Genomic DNA, 18555 nt, shown 5'->3' on the forward strand with positions numbered 1-18555 from the left:
ACCCCCACTCTCGGGCACAGTTATAGCTGGCCCGGTTATCGATCGGTTTGCCGGAACCGACGCCGGACGATAAGGCGCCGATAAGCCGTTTTCCTAGCCTGGAACGGCTATGGCGGACAGCAGGCAGGACGGGGAGCGGGGACTCCGGATCGAGCACCGGCCGGGCGAGGTGTGGCGGCTGATCGCCGCGGTCCTGGCTGAAGGAAACGAACGGGTGGCCGCCATGCGCGGTGACCGGTCCCTTTCCTGCTCCACCGTGGCCGGCCGGTCCGCGGCGCTTGCCGAGCGGCTGCGCGCGGCCGGGGTCGGGCCGGAGCGCCCGGTGGCGGTACTGGTCGAGGACGGTCTCGACCTGCTGGTGGCCTGCCTCGCGGTCTTCCGCGCGGGTGGGGTGTACCTACCGATGGACCCGGAGTGGCCCGCGGGCCGGCTGGCCGCGGTGCTGGCCGACGCGCGCCCGGTGGTGGCCATCGTGTCCGGCGGCACGCCACCGATCGAGGTGCCGACCCTGCCGGTCGAGGCCGGGAACTCCGGGGGTTACGGGCACGGAGGGTGGCCGGAACCGGAACCGGAGCAGGCCGCCTACCTGACGTACACCTCGGGCTCCACCGGGCGGCCCAAGGGCGTGCTGGTCAGTCACGGCGCGCTGGCCAACCGGATGCTGTGGTGGCAGCGGACCTACCCGCTGCGAGCGGGGGACGTGCTGCTGGCGACCGCGTCCCCCAGCTTCGACATCTCGGTGTGGGAACTGCTGGCCGGGCTGCTGGCCGGGGCCAGGCTGGTGCTTGCCGAACACCGGGTTCACGGCATCGTGCCGTACCTGCAGGAGCTGATGAGTGCCCGCCGGGTGACGGTCGCGCACCTGGTGCCCTCGGTGCTGGACGAGTTGCTGGCCGGCATGGCGGACGGCGAGCGGCTGGACCTGCGGCTGGCGGTGTGCGGCGGGGAGTCGGTACCGCCCTCGCTGCGGGATCGGCTACTGGACCGCTCGGACGCGCGGCTGGTACACGCCTACGGTCCCACGGAGACCACGATCACCGTGGTACACGACGAGTGCCGGCGCGGTGATCCCGCGGACGCGGTGCCGCTCGGCCGGCCGATGCACAACACCGCTATGGCCATTGTGGACACCGAAGGCAGGCGGGTCCCGCTGGGCGAGTCCGGGGAGCTGGTGATCGGCGGCGCCGCGCTGGCCCGCGGCTACCTGGGCCTGCCCGCGGAAACGGCGGCCCGGTTCGTGCCCGACTCGCTCGGGCTGGACCCCGCGGGCGGCGGCCGGCTGTACCGCACCGGGGACCGAGTCCGCAGGCTGCCCGATGGCAGGATCCTGTTCCTCGGCAGGCTGGACGATCAGTTCAAGGTGCGCGGGCATCGGGTTGACCCGGCCGAGATCGAGTCCCTGCTGCAGCAGCACCCCGCGGTGAACCGGGCGGCGGTGCGGCCGGCCGGCGCCGGGAACGGCACCGAGGGGCACCGGGTGGTGGCCTACATCCAGGGGGATGCCGAGCCGGAGCGGCTGCGCGAGCACCTCGCGGACCGCGTGGCCCAGGCGGTGGTCCCGACCCGCTGGGTGTTCCTGGAGCGCTTCCCGTTGATGCCCAACGGCAAGGTCGACCGCGCCGCGCTGCCGGAGGCACCGGACCGGGTCGAGGGGCCGGTGAGCGAGGCCGGTACCGAGCTGGAGCGCGAGTTGTGCGCGCTGTGGGCCGACCTGCTGGGCGTCGGCTCGGTGGGCGCCGCGGACGACTTCTTCGCCCTGGGCGGGCATTCCCTGATCGCCACGCGGACCGTGGCCGCGGTATGGCACCGGCACCGGGTGCGGCTGTCGCTGGCGGATGTACTGCGCGCCCGCACGGTGGCGGAGCTCGCCACGCGGGTGGAGAAACTGGCGGCGGGCGAGCGCGAACCGGAACCCGTGCCGGTCAGCACCGTGGCGGACGAGCTGCCGTTGTCACGCGCGCAGGCGCGGATCCTGTTCGAGGAGGAGTTCCTCGGCGGCCCCGGGCTGTTCAGCGTGCCGGTGCTGACCCGGTGGCGCGGCCCGGTCGACGAGACGGCACTGCGCGCGGCGCTGGACGGGCTGGTGCGCAGGCACCCGACGCTGCGCAGCGCGCTGGCCGAGGACACCGAGCCGGCGCGGCTGCTGGTCGGAGCGGCGACCGAGGTGCCGTTCTCCCGGGAGGACCTGCGCGCGCTCGACCCGGCGGCGCGCGCGACGCGGGTGGCCGAGGCGGAGGAGGAGATGCTCGCCGAGCCGTTCGACCTCGGCAGGCCGCCGCTGCTGCGGGCCCGGCTGGCGCGGCTGGACGAGGAGGAGCACGTCTTCCTGCTGGTGCTGCACCACCTGGTGTGTGACCGGTGGTCGATGCGGGTGCTGGTGGAGGATCTGCACGAGCTGTACGCGGCCGCCCGTGCGGGCCGCGCGCCCCGGCTGGACCCCCCGGCGCACCCGCTGGCCACCGTGGCACGCCCCGGCGGGGAAGCGGAGACGGCGCGGATCCTGGACTACTGGACCAGCAGGCTGGACGGCGTGCCGCTGGACCTCGACCTCACGGTGGGACGGCGGCTCCGGGCGGACCACGGCCACCGTGCCGGGCGGGTGTTGCGGTTGCTGCCCCCCGAGCGGGCGGCCGCGCTGGCCGAGTTGTGCTCCGCGCGTGGCGTCACCCCGTTCATGGTGCTGCTGGCCGCGTTCCAGGTGCTGCTGCACCGGTTCTCCGACGCGAACGACGTCGTGGTCGGCGCCCCGGTTGCCGACCGGGACCTGCCGGGGGCGGAGGCCGTGGTGAGCATGCTGGTACACACCGTGCCGCTGCGGGCAGACCTGCGCGGCAACCCGCGCTTCGCCGAGGTACTGGACCAGTGCCGGGAAGCGGTGCTGGCGGCGCACCAACACCAGGCCGTGCCGATCGAGCGACTGGCAGGCGCGCTGGGTCGCCGCCGCGGCAGCGGGCATCACCCGCTGATGCGCCACCTGATGGTGTGGGAGGACTCTCCCGGACCGCCGGTGGAGCTGCCGGGGGTGACCGCGGAGCCGATGCGCCCCTCCGCGCGCACCACCGCCTTCGACCTGACCCTGATCGCGCGGGCGTGGGCGGACGAGATCGACCTGGAACTGGAGTTCAACCAGGACGCGCTGGACGCCTCGGCCGCGGAGACCCTCGCCGACGCGTTCACCACCTCCTTCGCCGATTTCCTGGCCGAGCCGAACCTGCGGATCGGCGCGGCCCGGCTGACCGAGCGGACGCCCGCGCCGGGCCTGGTGGGGCCGGTCGAGCCGCCCGCTCCGGGCCTGGTGGGGCTGGTCCGGGCGGCCGCGGCGCGACGGCCCGAGGCGGCGGCCGTGCTGGACGGATCCACGGTGACCGGTTACGCCGGGCTGCTGCGGCACGCGGATGCCGTGGCAGCCCGGATCCGAGCCGCGGGTGGCGGCACGGGCGACGTGGTCGGCGTGTGCCTGCCACGCTCGGCCACCCTGGTGGCGGCGCTGCTCGGGATCCTCGAGGCCGGTTGCGCGTTCCTGCCGCTGTCCCCGGACGACCCGGACGAGCGGGTGGGCCGGCAGCTCGCGGTCAGCGGTGCCCGCTGGGTGGTCACCACCGACACCGACCGGTTCGCCCACCTCGGGGTACCGGTGCTTCCGGCCGAGCCCGACGACCCGACCGCGGGCACAGCCGCCACGCCGCCGGAGCCGGCCACGGACGACCCCGCGTACGTGATCTTCACCTCGGGCTCCACCGGGGAACCGAAGGGCGTGGTGGTGGAGCACGGCGCCCTGGCCGACCACGTGCGCTGGGCGGTATCGGAATACCGGCTCTCCCCGGCCGACCGGGCCCTGCAGTTCTGCTCCGTCACCTTCGACGTGCTGCTGGAGGAGGTGTTCCCCACCCTCGCCGCCGGCGCGGCCGTGGTGCTGCGCTCGGAGGAGGCGGCCACCTCGGCGCGGGCACTGCTCGCGCAGTGCGCGGCGAGCGGCGTGACCGTGCTGAACCTGCCCACCGGCTACTGGGAACGCCTCACCGAGGCACTGATCGAGGACGAGCTGGCGTGGCCGCGTTCGGCGCGGCTGGTGGTGGTCGGCGGGCAGCAGGCCGACCGGGCGACGGTGGACCGCTGGCATCGGCGGGTCACCGGGGTTCGCCTGCTGAACGCCTACGGCCCCACCGAGGTCACCATCGGGGCCACCGTGGCCGCACTCCTGCCGGGCGAGGAGCCCCCGCCGATCGGCGTGCCCATCCCGAACACGCGCGCCTACCTGCTGGACCGGTATCTCACGCCGGTGCCGGAAGGAACGGTGGCCGAGTTGTACCTCGCCGGCTCGGGCCTGGCCCGCGGCTACGCGAGCCGTCCCGGGCTGACCGCCGAGCGGTTCCTGCCCGACCCGTTCGCGACGGGTCGGACGATGTACCGAACCGGCGACCTGGCCTACTGCCGCCGGGGCGTGCTGTACTTCGTGGGTCGCGCCGACCGACAGGTCAAGGTGCGCGGCTACCGGGTCGAGCTGGACGAGGTGGAACGCGCCCTCGCCGCGCACCCCCTGGTGGACGAGGCCGCGGTACTCACCCGCGACGATCACCTGGAAGCACATGTCGCCACCCGGCCCGGGGTGGACACCCGGGAGCTGCGTGCGCACCTCGCCGATCGGCTGCCCGCGTTCATGGTGCCCTCGGTGGTCGAGGTGACCTCGGCGCTGCCGAAGACGGCGACCGGGAAGGTGGATCGCGCCGGGCTCGCGCCGGTCCCGGCGCGGCTGGCGGCGGATTTCCAGCCGCCGCGGGACGACCGCGAGCGGGCGGCCTGCGCGCTGTGGGCCGAGGTGCTGGATGTGTCCACAGTGGGCATTCGGGACAGTTTCTTCGCGCTGGGCGGGCATTCACTGCTGGCGATGGACCTGGTGCGCCGGATGCGCAAGCGGGGCTACCCCGGGCTGCGGATGCCGGATCTTTTCGAGCATCCCACCATCGAGGCACTGGCACCCTGGGCCGCCGATGCGCCGGCGGCGGAACCCGCCCCCGTGCCGGGCGCGACCCCGCCGCCGTGGGCGCCACTGTCCTGGACGCAACTGGGGATCTGGGCGCAGGCGGCCACCGCCGCCGCCGGCACCTTCCACCTGCCGGTGGTGCTGCGGCTGTCCGGCCCGCTGGCCGAGCCGGCGCTGCGGGCTGCGCTCGAGGCACTGGCCACCCGGCACGACCTGCTGCGTTGTGTACTCGAGGAAGGGGCCGACGGCCCGAACTGGCGGGTGGCCTGCGGCACGCCGGTTCCGCTACGGGTGCTGGACCTGCCTGCCGCCGGGTTGGACGCGCGGGTGCGGGAACTCATCGCCGAGCCGTTCGACCTCGCGGCCGCGCCCCCGGTCCGGTGGACCCTGCTGCGGCTGAGCCAGGACGGCGACGAGAACGACGCGAGCGACCACGCGCTGGTGATCGTGCTGCACCACATCGCGGCGGACGGCTGGTCGGCCAGCGGGCTGGTGCGCGAGCTGGCCGAGCTGTACGCGGCCGAGGTCGAGCGCCGGCCCGCGCGGCTGGACCCGGCCCCGAGCTTTCTGGCGCTGGCCGCGGCCGACCGCGCCGCGCCGCCGGACGAGGCGGGACTGGCGTTCTGGGCCGAGACACTGCGCGGGGCGCCGGAGCGGATGGACCTGCCGGCCGAGCGGCTACCCGGCGCGCCTCGCGACCCCGGGCGGCACAGCGCCCGCCTCCCGTTGCCGCGCCATGCCGCGACCGCGCTGGGCGAGCTGGCCCTGCGGGAACGCTCGACCGTGTTCATCACCCTGCTGGCCGGCGTGCAGGCGTGGCTGGCCCGCTGCTGCCGGCAACCGGATGTGGTGGTGGGCACCCCCGTGGCCGATCGCGACGGTGCCGCCACGGCCGGGGTGGTCGGGCCGCTGGTGAACGTGCTGCCCATCCGCACGGAGGTGGACCCGGCCGGTTCCTTCGCCGAGCACCTCGCCCGCACCCGCGCCGCCGTGCTCGCCGCGTTCGAGCACCGCTCGGTGCCCACCCAGCGGATCGTGCGGCACCTGGGGCTGAGCGGGCGCGGCCTCAGCCGGGTGGTGTTCGACCTCGACGACGCCGCCACCCCCGAGACCGTCCCTTTCGGACAGGCAACCGCGCGGACCCGGCCGCTCACCCCCACCCTGGGTGCGTTCGACCTCGAGGTGACCGCGCGGTCCACCCCGGACGGATGGGACGTCGAGGTGCGCGGCGCCACCGAGACGTTCGAGCCCGCCGGCGTCGAACACCTCGCCTCGGCGCTGGCGCGGCTGCTCACCGGCGTGGCCGAACGGCCGGGTGCCCCGCTGGGCACGATCGACCTGCTGGACGCGCGGGAACGGCACCGGCTGCTGGTCGAACCGAACCGGCGGACGCTGCCCGAGCGGCCCACCGAGGTGCTGGGCCTGGTGGCCGAGTGGGTGGCCCGCACCCCGGAGGCGACCGCGGTCAGCGCCTCCGACGGGGGACTCAGCTACCGGGAGCTGGACGCCCTTTCCGACGGCGTCGCCGCCTGGCTGCGCGGCCAGGACCTCCCCGTGGAGGGACCGGTGGCCACCCGGATGGGGCGGTGCCGGGAACTGCCGGCCGTGGTGCTGGGCATCTGGAAGGCCGGCGGGGTGTACGTGCCGCTGGACCCCGCGCATCCGGACGAGCGGCACCGCCGGATCCTCGCCGACTGCGGGCCACACGCGGTGCTCACCGACCGGCCCGACCTGGACACCGGCCCGATCCCCACCCTGGCGATCGCCGATCTCCGCCCGGCGGCACCCGGACCGGCCCACCGGCCGGAGCCCGGCCAGCTCGCGTACGTGGGCTACACCTCCGGGTCGACCGGAGCGCCGAAGGGCGTGCAGTGCACCCAACGGGGGCTGGCCAACCAGCTGCTGTGGTCGCGGCAGGCGTACCCGCTCCAGCCGGGAGAAGCGTCGGCGCAGGTGGCCGCCGTCGGCTTCGACATCTCGCTGTGGGAGATGTTCCACCCGCTGGCCAGCGGGGGCCGGTTGGTGGTGCTGGACCAGGACCGGCACGGGGACGTGGCCGCGATCGCGGACCTGGTGGCCGCGGAGCGGGTGGCCGTGCTGCACCTGGTGCCCACCCTGCTGGAGCACTACCTGGAACTGCGGCCCGCCGACTCCCTGCGGGACGTGGTGTGCGGCGGGGAAAGCCCCTCCCCCGGCCTGCCTGCCCGGTTCGCCGCGCGGATGTCCGCCACCCTGCACCACACCTACGGACCCACCGAGGCGTCGATCATCGCCACGCACTGGCGCTCCCCCGCCGATCCCGGGCCCGGCGGGGTGCCGCTGGGCCGGCCGCTGCCGAACGCGCGGGTGTACCTGCTGGACCCGCGAGGCATGCCGGTGCCGGTCGGCGTGCTCGGCGAGCTGGTCCTCGGCGGCGAGGTGCTGGCAAGGGGCTACCTCGGGCGGCCGGCGGCGACCGCGGAACGGTTCCTGCCGGACCCGTTCGCCGGCGTCCCGGGCGCGCGGATGTACCGCACCGGCGACCTCGCCCGGTACCGCGCGGACGGCAGCCTGGAGTTCGTGGGCCGGGCCGACCGGCAGGTGAAGATCGCCGGGGTGCGGATCGAGCCCCGCGAGGTGGAGGCCGCCCTCGGTGCCGACCCGCGGGTGGCCGCCTGCGCGGTCCTGCCCAGGGAGGACCCGGCGGGGGTGGTGAGCCTGGTGGGCTACCTGGTGCCTGCCGACCCGGCCACCGACCTCGACCGGCTCAGCACCGAACTGCACGCGGCACTGCGGGAACGGCTTCCTCGCGCGATGGTGCCGGCACGGCTGGTGCCGCTGGCCGAACTGCCGATCGGGGTGAACGGCAAGCTGGATGTGGCCGCGCTGCCGGATCCCGTGCCGCCCACGGTGCCGGAGGAGGATGTCCGGCCCGGCACCGAACCGGAGCGCACCCTGGCCGCCATCTGGTCCCAGGTGGTGCCGGCCACCGGCGGGCGCCGGATCGGCCCGCGGGACAACTTCTTCGACCTCGGCGGTGACTCGGTGAGCGCGATCCGGGTGGTGGCAAGGGCGCGGGCGGCCGGCCTGCGCGTCGAGCTCGGGCAGGTGCTGCGCTCCCCGACGCTGGCCGACCTCGCGGCCTCGGCGCTGCCGGCCGAGGAGCCCGCGGCGACACCGCTCCCCGCCGCGGACGGCCGGGTGTGGCTCACCCCGGCGCAGCGCCGGTTCCTGGCCACGGCGGGACGCCGGCCAGGCCACCTCAACCAGGCCGTGCTGACCGAGCCCATCGAGCGGGTCGAGCCGGAGCCGCTGCGGGCGGCGCTGCGCGCGGTGGCCGCGCACCACGACGCCTTCCGGCTACGGGCGGTGTGGGACGGCCGGGGTTGGCGGGAGCACGCCGTCCTCACCCCGCCGGCGGACTCCCTGGCCACCGTGGTGGTGGCGGACGTCCCGCTGACGGAGGATTCGCTCGCGGCACTGGCCCGGCCCGTGCACGAGGCCATGGACATCGAGCACGGGCCCGTACTGGCCGCCCTGCTCGGCGAGCGGCCGGACGGCGGGCAGGCGGTGCTGCTGGTCGCCCACCACCTCGCGGTGGACACCGCGTCCTGGGAGGTCGTTCTGTCCGATCTGGACACCGCGTACCGGCGGGTGTCGCGGGGCGAACCGGTGAACCTGCCGAAGCCGGCCACCCCACTCGCGGAGTTCGCCCGCGCCCTGCCCACGCTCGCCGCACGCCTGGACACCCCCGGGCAACGCGAGCACTGGCGACGGCAACTCGCGGACCTGCCCCGGCTTCCGGCCACCGCAGGGGGCGACGACGGCGGCCCCGAACCGGTGACGCTCGAACTGGGCGAACCGGCCACCGGGGCGCTGCTCGCGGCGACCTCCCGGCACCGGCTGCGGGTGGACGAGCTCCTGCTGGCCGCGCTGGCCCGCGCCATCGCCCGGTGGACAGGGGACCGGCACGCGGCGGTGCTGCGCGAGACACACGGCCGTTCGGGCCTGCCCGGCCCGGTCGACCTGACCGGCACGGTCGGCTGGCTCACCGGTATCCACCCGCTGCGTGTCGACTTGTCCACGGTGGAGGATCCGCTGGGTGCCCTGCGGGCCACCCGGAGGGCGCTGGCCGCGGTACCGGACGGCGGAGTGGGCTACGGCCTGCTACGGGCCGACGACGGGCCCGAACCGGAGGTGGTGGTGAACTACCTCGGTTCCACCGCGGGCGGCCCCGGGCCGGGCCTGTTCGCGCGCGCCGAGCGGCAGGTGGTCGGCGCGGACACCGCCGCGGAGCACGCCACCCCGCGGGGGATCGAAGTGCTCGCCGGCATCGACGGCCGCGGGCTGTGGGTGGAGTGGTTGCGCGATCCCGACCGCTTCGCCCGCGGCACGATGCTGCGGCTGGCCGGCGAACTGCGCACCGAACTGGCCGAGCTGGTGTCCTCGTTGGACGGACCGTTCGGTGTCGCCTGCGTGGCCGCCGACTTCCCCGCCGTGGACCTGCCCGAGCCACAACTGCGCGCGCTGCTGACCGCCCGCCCCGATACCCGCGCGGTGCTGCCGCTGTCCCCGGCGCAGCAGGGCATGCTGGCCTGGCACCTCGCCCACCCCGGGTCGGCCTCTTACCACACGCAGATCCTGTTCGCGCTGGAAGGCGACGTGGACGAGGCGGCGCTGCGCTGGGCATGGCGGCAGGTGGTGGCGCACACCGACGTGTTCCGGTCCGCCTTCCCCAGTGCCGGGTTGGACGAGCCGGCGCAGGTGATCGGCGCCGGACCGGAACCGGACTGGCGGCGGCACACCGGCTCCGCGGCGGACCTGGACGCGGTGCTGGCCGCCGACCGCGCCGAGCCGTTCGACCTGACAAGGCCGGGAGCGCAACGCTGGCACTGGGTGGACGGCGGCCCGGAGGGCCGGTGGCTGCTGTGGAGCCACCACCACATCCTGCTCGACGGCTGGAGCCTGCCGCTGGTGCTCGCCGATGTCGCGGACGCCCACACCGCGCGGGTCGCCGGGCGTCCCTGGACGCCGCCGCGCAGGCCCGGCTACGACGCCTACCTGTCCTGGCTGTCCACTCAGGACGAGCAGAGCGGGGAGCGGTTCTGGCGCGCGGCGCTGGCCGGCGCCACGCCGACCCGGCTCGGCCGCCCGACCCACGGCGGTTCGGCCGCGCTGGTCACCGCCGAGCTCTCGGCACCGGCGACGGCCGCGCTGGCCAGGCTGGCCGAGCGCAGCAGGGCCACGCTGCACTCGGTGGTACTGGCAGGCTGGTCACTGCTGCTCAGCCAGCGCTGCGCGAACCGGGACCTGGTGTTCGGCGTGGTGATGTCCCTGCGGCCGGACGAGATCCCCGGTGCCGAGCACCTGATCGGGCTGTGCCTGAACACGGTGCCGCTGCGGGTAAGGGTGGACGAGGACGGCGAGTTGCCCGCGCTGTTCGGTCAGGTGCAGCAGGGCCTGGTGGAGGCGTACCAGCACGCGGCCCACCCGCCGTCCCGCATCCGCGAGTGGGCCGGGGCGGCGGACGCGCTGTTCGACAACATCGTGGTGTTCGAGAACTATCCTGGCGACCGCACCGGCCAGGACCTCGGCGAGCACGGCCGGTTGCGGGTGGTTCGCACGGTGGAGAACACCGAGTTCGCCGTCTCCCTGACCGTACTGCCCGGCGACCGGCTGACCTTCGAGCTGACCTACTCCGACCACGCACTGACCTCAGCCGAGGCGACCGGGCTGGTCCGCCGCCTCGCCCGGCTGCTGGAACGCATCGCCGAGAGCCCGTGACCCAGAGGCAAGCCAGAGGAAGAAGGAACACCGTGACCCTCCGCGTGCGCGACCTGTTCGCCGATGAAGCCGACGAAGCCACCGCGCAACTGGCCGCGTGGAACGACACCGCCCGCGACTTCCCCACCGACGTGGGCATCCACCAGCTCATCCAGCGGCAGGCCGCCGAGCATGGCGCGCGGCCGGCCGTCACCTGCGCCGGGTCCACCCTGAGCTACGCGGAGCTGGACGCGGCGGCGGCCGACCTGGCGGCGCGGCTGGCCGCGCTGGGCGTGCGGCCGGGCGACGTGGTGGCCATCGCGCTGGCTCCTTCCGCCGAGCGGATCACCGCCGTACTCGGCGTGCTGTACGCGGGCGCCGCCTACCTGCCGCTGGACCTGGAGCAACCGGCCCAGCGGTTGGAGTTCCTGCTCACCGACGCCAGCACGGCCGCGCTGGTCACCGACACGGCCGCGCGGGCGGAGAAACCGCTCGCACATACCGGGTCCACCCTGCTGCTCGACCGGTTGCCGCACGCGGAACGCCCGCCGGCCGCGTTCCCCGGCGCCGACCTGCCCGCCTACGTCATCTACACCTCCGGCTCCACCGGCCGCCCCAAGGGCGTGCAGGTCGGCCACCGCAGCCTCGTCAACCGTCTACTGTGGATGCGCGATCGCTACCGGGTCGGTCCGGATGACGTGATCCTGCACAAGACCTCCTTCGGCTTCGATGTCTCCGTCTGGGAGCAGTTGCTGCCGCTGCTCACCGGGGCCCGCCTGGTGATCACCCCGCAGCGGGCGCGCAGGGACGCCGCCGCGATGGTGCGGCTGATCCGCGCGGAATCGGTCACCATGCTGCACTTCGTGCCCTCCCTGCTGCCCGCGTTCCTGGACGTGGCCGAGGTCGAGCGGGCCGGTTCGCTGCGGGTGGCCGTCTCCAGCGGTGAGGCGCTGCCCAAGCCGGTGGCACTGGAGTTCCTCCGCAGGCTGCCGCACTGCGCCCTGCACAACCTCTACGGGCCGACCGAGGCCACGATCGACGTCACCCACTGGCCGGTGGACGCCGCGGACGAGCGGCCCTTCGTGCCGATCGGCACCCCGATCGACAACACCCGGATGTACGTGCTCGACGACGAGCTGCGACCGCTGCCGGTGGGCGCGGAGGGTGAGCTGTGCGTCGGCGGGCAGGCCGTGGCCGTGGGGTACCTGGGGCGGCCGGGGCTGACCGCGGAGAAGTTCGTGCCCGACCCGTTCGGCGCGCCCGGCGAGCGGCTCTACCGCACCGGCGACCGGGCCCGGTTCGGCCCGGACGGCGTCCTCGAGTACCTGGGTCGCAGGGACGGCCAGGTCAAGCTGCGCGGCTACCGGATCGAGCTGGGTGAGATCGAGACGGCCCTGCTGGAGTCAGAGCTGGTCCGGCAGGCCGCGGTGGTGCTACGCGGCCCCGCCGGGGCGCAGCGGCTGGTGGGTTTCGTCTCCGGCCGCCCCGGGGCCGCGGCCGAGCGGGAGCGGGCGAGCACCGAGGTGCTGGCCCGGCTGTCCACGACGCTGCCCGCGTACCAGGTGCCCAGCGAGCTGGTGTGGCTGGACGCACTGCCGTTGAGCGCCTCCGGCAAGGTGGACCGGGCCGCGCTACCCGAGGTGACCGTCGCCGCGGAGTCCTCGGCGGCGCCGGGCACGCCGACCGAGCGGGCCCTCGCTGAGCTGTGGGCGGAGCTGCTCGGCGGCCAGGAGCCCGGGGTGGACGCCGACTTCTTCCGCTCCGGTGGCGACTCGGTGTCCAGCATGCGGCTCGCCGCCAGGGCGCAGGGGCAGGACATCCGGCTCGAGGTGGCGCACATCTTCAACCACCGCACCATCCGTGGCATGGCCGCCGCCGCGGACGAGGCCACCGGCCGGCCCGCCACCGAGGAGCCCGCGGAGGAGACGCTGCTGGCCGGCATCGACCCCGAACGGCTGGACGCGGTACGCGCCCTGCCCGGGGTCGTCGACGTGTACCCGCTGGCCCCGATGCAGGCCGGGATGTTGTTCCGCGGGCTGTACTGGCCCGATTCCGACGCCTACTTCAACCAGAACGTGCTGGAACTGGTGGGCGGGGCGGACGAGGACGCGCTACACGAGGCGTGGCGGCGGGTCGCCGACCGGTACGAGATCCTGCGCACCGGCTTCGTCTGGGAGGACCTGGCCGAGCCCCTGCAGTATGTGCGCTCCGACATCCGGCCACCGTGGACGGTGCTGGACTGGTCCGACCGCGATCCGGACAGCCATCCCGCCTTACTGGACCGGCTGCTCGCCGACGATCGGGAGGCGGGCCTGGGGCTGGACGCCTGCCCGCTGTACCGGCTCACGCTGGTCCGGCTCGGCGGCGACCGGCACTACCTGCTGTGGAGTCACCACCACATCCTGCTCGACGGCTGGTGCCTCTCGCTGATCTGGGGCGACATGTTCCGGATGTACGAAGACCTGGTGCGGGGCCACGAAACCCAGCTCACGCCGTGCCGGCCGTACCGGGACTACGTGCGTTGGATCCGCGCCAAGTCCGCCGAGGGCGACGCCTCCGAGCGGTTCTGGCGGGAGTACCTGCGGGACCTGTCCCCGGTCCCGTTCTCGGACGTTCCCGCCGACAGGGAAGGCCTGTTCCACACGATCGTCCACGAGTTCTCCGAGCCGCTGACCAGGCTGGTCAACGAGGCCGCCCGCGGTCACGGCGTCACAGCCAACGCGATCACCCAGGCCGCGTGGAGCATGCTGCTGGCCCTGCGCTCCGATGCCGAGGAGGTGGTGCACGGCCTGACCATCGCCGGCCGCCCGCCCGAGTTGGCCGGCTCGGAGACCATGGTCGGCCTGTTCATCAACACGGTGCCGCTGCGCATCCGGCTCGACCCGGACCGCACGGTGACCGAGCTGCTGGAGGCCATCCACCACGACCTCGCCGCCACCGCCGCGCACGGCTACGTCCCCCTCGCCCAGATCAAGTCGTGGGGCAGCGGCGGGAAACTGTCCGGAGAACGGATCTTCGACAGCCTGGTCGCGTTCGAGAACTACCCCGAGGACAACCTGCCCGGCGAGGACGAGCTGAGTATCCAGGTCATCGACCTGCACGCGCAGGAAAAGACCGAGTACCCCATCGGGCTGATCGTGTTGCCGCTGGAGCGGCTGGCCTTCCATTTCAACTACGACACCACGCATTTCACCCAGGACGAGGTCGCCCGGCTCATCGAGACTTTCCAGCTGCTCATGGAGCAGCTCTGCCACCGCCCCGACGCGCGACTGCGCGAGCTGGACGTGCTGCCGGCGCGGGACCGGGCGCTGTTCGAACAGTGGAACGACACCACCGACGGCGAGGATCCGGAAGCACACAGCCTGCTCGAGCTGTTCACGCGGCGACTCGCCGGCACACCGCATGCCCCCGCCGTCGTGGAAGGAGGGGCCGCGACCAGCTACGCCGAACTGGACGCGCGGGCACGCGACCTGGCCGGGCACCTGGCCGACGCCGGGGTCCGCCCCGGTGACCTGGTGGGCGTCTGCCTGCCCCGCTCCCTGGCCTACGTCAGCGCGCTGCTGGCCGCCTACCTCCGCGGCGCGGTGCCCGTGCTGCTCGACCCCGACCACCCGCCCGCGCGGCGGCGGGTGATCGCGGAGGACGCCGGGGCGCGCGCGGTGGTGACCACAATGGACTCCGCCGAGTTCGCGGCCTGGCCGGTGGTGCACCCCGCCGGCACGGTGACCGGACCGGTGAACCCACCCCCCGGCGTCGCGGGATCGGTGGACCCGGCCCGGGACGCCTGCGTCGTCTACACCTCGGGCTCCACCGGCACGCCGAAGGGTGTACTCGCCCCGCAGGCCGGGATGGTGAACCGGATGGTGTGGTCCGGCACGGCGTTCCACACGCCGGAGCCGCCACGGGTACTGGCCACCGCAGGCACCGCCTTCGACATCGCGCTGTGGGAGGTGTTCTTCCCGCTGGCACACGGTGGCACGGTGGTGGTGGCCCCGCCCGAGGCCGTGCTCGACCCGGACGAGCTCGCGGAGTCGATCACCGCGGAGCGGGTGACCGTGGCGCACTTCCTGCCGACCATGCTCGCCGCGTTCCTGGACGGGCCCAAGGCCGGCGGCTGCCGGGAGCTACGGCATGTGCTCTCCGGCGGGGAGGCCGTCACCCCCGCGCTGGTCCGCGCCTTCGTCGAATCCGGCCTGCCCGCGCGGTTGCACCAGGCCTACGGCCCGGCCGAGGCCTCGGTCAGCGTCACCCACCACACCTGCGAACCCGAGGACGGCCGAGCGGAACGGGTACCGATCGGGCGGCGGATCAGCAACACCACCACCCACGTGGTGGACGCGCACCTGCGCGCGCTGCCGATCGGCTGCACGGGGGAGCTGGCCGTCGCCGGGGTCGCCCTCGGCGCCGGGTACCTGCACGACCCCGAGCTCACCACGCAACGGTTCCCCGCCAACCCCTTCGGCCCGGGGCGGCTCTACCGCACCGGCGACCGCGCCCGGTGGCGGCCGGACGGGAGGCTGGAGTTCCTCGGCCGGCGCGACCGGCAGGTGAAGGTGCGCGGGCACCGGGTGGAACCCGCCGAGATCGACCGCGCCGTCGAGCAGCACCCCGCCGTGCGGCAGGCCGTCACGATCGCCGATGACGCCGCGCTCACCACCTTCGCCGTGCGCCGCTCCGGGGCCGTGCTGGACACCGGCGAGTTGCGCCAGTGGTTGGGCGAGCGGCTGCCGGACTGGATGATCGGGCAGCTCATCGTGCTCGATTCGCCACCACTGACCAGCAACGGCAAGCTCGACCAGCGCCGGCTGGCCGCACTGGCCGGTGCCGGGTCCGCGACGACGGCGCCCGCCACCTCCCGCCCGCCGGGCACGGAGCTGGAGCGGCTGATCGCGCGCTGCTGGGAGGAGGTGCTCGGGGTCACCGATATCGGCGCACACGACGACTTCTTCACACTCGGCGGTCATTCGCTGCTGGTGGTGCGGCTGCTGCGGACCCTGCGCGAGAACCTCCCGGACGGGATGCGGTGCGAGGTCCCGCAGATCCTCAAGGCACCCACGGTCGCCGGGCTCGCCGAACAGTTGCTCGGCCCCGTCGCGGGCTCCGGATCCCGGCACATCCACACCCTCAACCCGGATGCCCCCGGCGGCCCGCTGTTCCTGGTGCACCCCGGCGAGGGCCTGGCCCTGCCGTACCACGGGCTGGGCTCACTGCTGCCCGAATGGCGGGTGCACGCCCTGTCCAACCCCCGCTTCGGGCAGCGGGAGCACCGCTTCGGCAGCCTCGCCGAGATGGCGGCCCGCTACGTCGAGTGGGCCCGTACCCTCCAACCCGAGGGTCCGTACCGCCTCGGTGGCTGGTCCTTCGGCGGGGTCGTCGCGCTGGAAATGGCCCGGCAGATGCACGCGCACGGCGATACCGTGGCCGACGTGCTGCTCATCGACAGCCACAACCTCAATGCCTCCCCGCGGACCGGCGACCCGCGTGCGGGCATCCGGCGGCGGCTGGCCGAGCTGGGCGTTTCCGTCGAGTCCCTCGAGGGCGCCGACATCGCGGACGAGTTGCTGCACAACGGAACCCTCGCCGACCGGCATGTGCCCGCCCGCTACGACGGCCGGGTGTGGCTGCTGGCCGCCGATCCGGCCGCCGACCGGGCCGCGCGGCCGCGTGGCTGGGACCGCGCACTGCTGCCCGGCCTTGCCGTCGAGCCCGTTCCGGGCACGCACGAGCAACTGTTCGACGCCGAGCATCTACCCGGCACGGCGGCGGCCATTCGGCGGGCGCTCGGGGAGTCGCGATGACCACCGGCACACGGTTGGCGCAACGATCGCTCGAGCGGGTCGTGGAGACCTTCGCCGAGGGCAAGCCGTACGACCTGTTCTTCCTCTCCGTGCGCGGCGCGCGCCTGGTCGGCCGGAAGACCGAGGCCGCGTACCCCGGCCCGGACCGCGCGGACCGGCCGGCCGAACGGCTGAAGTGCGGGCTGGTCGAGGCGCATATGCTGCTGGGGGTCGCCGAGCGGGAGCAGGTCGCCGAGGACCACGTCGCCGTCTTCTACCGGCCGCTGGCCGAGGCCGAGAAGGCCGCGCTGTTCGCCGAGGCAGCCGCCGACCCCCTGACGGACCTCTACCACCCCTACGCCCAGCTCGGCGACCGTATCCGCGAGGCGGCCGAGGCCGAGGTCGGTGGCTGGGAGGTCACCGAGGAACGGGTTCGCGAGCTCGACCACGCCGAGGCCGTCCTGCGCGACTACGTACCGGAGCGGCTCGCGTGGCTCGGCTTCGACGGCGGCCTCGCCTACGACGCCGCGTGTTCCACCGGCGCGTTCCTCGCCGCCGTCGGCCACCGGTTCCCCGCGGCCCGCACCGTCGGCCAGGACCTCAGCGCGGAGATGGTGGCCTACGCCCGTCCCCGGCTGGACGAGGCGCACTGCGCGGACAGCATCCGCCCCGCCATCCCCGAGGGCGGCGCCGACCTGGTGATCTGCCGGCACCTCAACGCCTTCGTCGTCGGCACCCGCCAGGCCCACGAGTTGTTCGCCGCCGCGGCGAGCCGCTGCCGGCCCGGTGGCTACCTCGTGCTGCTGGGGCACACCCCGATCCTGATCAGCAGCCAGTGGTGCGAGATGTCCGGCCTGCGGATGGTCCAGCGCTCGGCCGCCACCCCCTCCGGGCACGCCCTGTTCCAGTGCTACATCCTGCGCGGGTGATGCCGACCACCATGGTCGGCCACATCGAACACGGCATGATGCTCGATAGTTGCGCGCATTTGTTTCATACTTGCAGACATGGTGCGTAGAATTGCCGAGGTCGCGGCGAAAGTGGGAGTCAGCGAGGCGACGGTCAGCCGGGTGCTGAACGGGAGATCGGGGGTCTCCGAGAACACCCGGACCGCGGTGCTGACCGCGCTGGACGTACTCGGCTACGAGCGCCCGACCCAGCTGCGCGGCGAGCGGGCCCGCCTGGTCGGCCTGGTGCTGCCCGAGTTGCAGAACCCGATCTTCCCGGCCTCCGTGGAGGTGATGGGCAACGCGCTCGCCCAGCAGGGGTTCACCCCGGTGCTGTGCACCCGCACCGCAGGCGGGGTCTCCGAGGCCGACTACGTCGAGCTGCTGCTGCAACAGCAGGTCTCCGGGGTGGTGTTCTCCGGCGGGCTGTACGCGCAGGCCGACGCCGTGCACGACCACTACCACCGCCTGCTCGACCGCGGGGTGCCGACCGTGCTGATCAACGCGGCGGTCGAGCAGCTCGGGTTCCCGCAGGTGTCCTGTGACGACGCGCTCGCCGTGGAGCAGGCGATGTCGCACCTGGGCTCACTCGGCCACCAGCGAATCGGGCTGCTGCTCGGGCCGACCGACCACGTCCCGTCCCGGCGCAAGCTGGAGACGTTCCGCGCCCACCTCGCCGGCGCGGACGGCGAGGCGCGAGCGGCCGTCGTCGAGCACGGCATGTTCTCGGTCGAGGGTGGGCAGGCCGCCGCGGGCCGCCTGCTGCGGCGTGAGGTGACCGCGATCCTGTGCGCCAGCGACCCGCTCGCGCTCGGCGCGATCCGCGCGGCGCGCAGGCAAGGGCTGTCGGTGCCGGAGGACGTCTCGGTCGTCGGCTACGACGACTCGGCACTGATGCAGAGCGTCGATCCGCCGCTGACCACGATCCGGCAACCCATCGAGTCGATGGGACAGGCGGCGGTGGCCTTGCTGGTGAAACAGATCAATGGTGCGGAGCTGCCTGCCGAGGAACTGCTGTTCGCGCCCGAGCTGGTGGTCCGTTCCTCCACCGCCCGGGTACCCGAGCGGTGACCCGGGTGGTGCGGGCCGGGCCGTTTCCCGCCCGCAC

General features: G+C 74.2%; 4 protein-coding genes. All 4 read left to right on the forward strand.

The genetic code is table 11. The annotated features are described in order from the left end of the window. Window positions 1-109 precede the first annotated feature (109 nt). Entirely contained in the window at window positions 110-10744 is a 10635-nt protein-coding gene (locus tag FB471_RS07460) for a non-ribosomal peptide synthetase (RefSeq protein ID WP_141996600.1), read from the forward strand. Between the two features lie 32 nt (window positions 10745-10776). Then, window positions 10777-16521 carry a non-ribosomal peptide synthetase gene (locus FB471_RS07465; protein ID WP_170220744.1) on the forward strand — a complete coding sequence of 1915 codons (5745 nt, stop codon included), beginning with the start codon at window positions 10777-10779 and terminating at the stop codon, window positions 16519-16521. Next, complete coding sequence (locus FB471_RS07470) at window positions 16518-17429, forward strand: class I SAM-dependent methyltransferase (RefSeq protein WP_141996602.1); 912 nt, start codon at window positions 16518-16520, stop codon at window positions 17427-17429. Before FB471_RS07465 ends, FB471_RS07470 begins: the two co-directional genes overlap by 4 nt. A 78-nt stretch (window positions 17430-17507) precedes the next feature. Further along, entirely contained in the window at window positions 17508-18518 is a 1011-nt protein-coding gene (locus FB471_RS07475) for a LacI family DNA-binding transcriptional regulator (protein WP_141996603.1), read from the forward strand. The last annotated feature ends 37 nt before the right edge of the window (window positions 18519-18555 follow it).

This window comes from Amycolatopsis cihanbeyliensis, from assembly GCF_006715045.1.
Classification (GTDB): domain Bacteria; phylum Actinomycetota; class Actinomycetes; order Mycobacteriales; family Pseudonocardiaceae; genus Amycolatopsis; species Amycolatopsis cihanbeyliensis.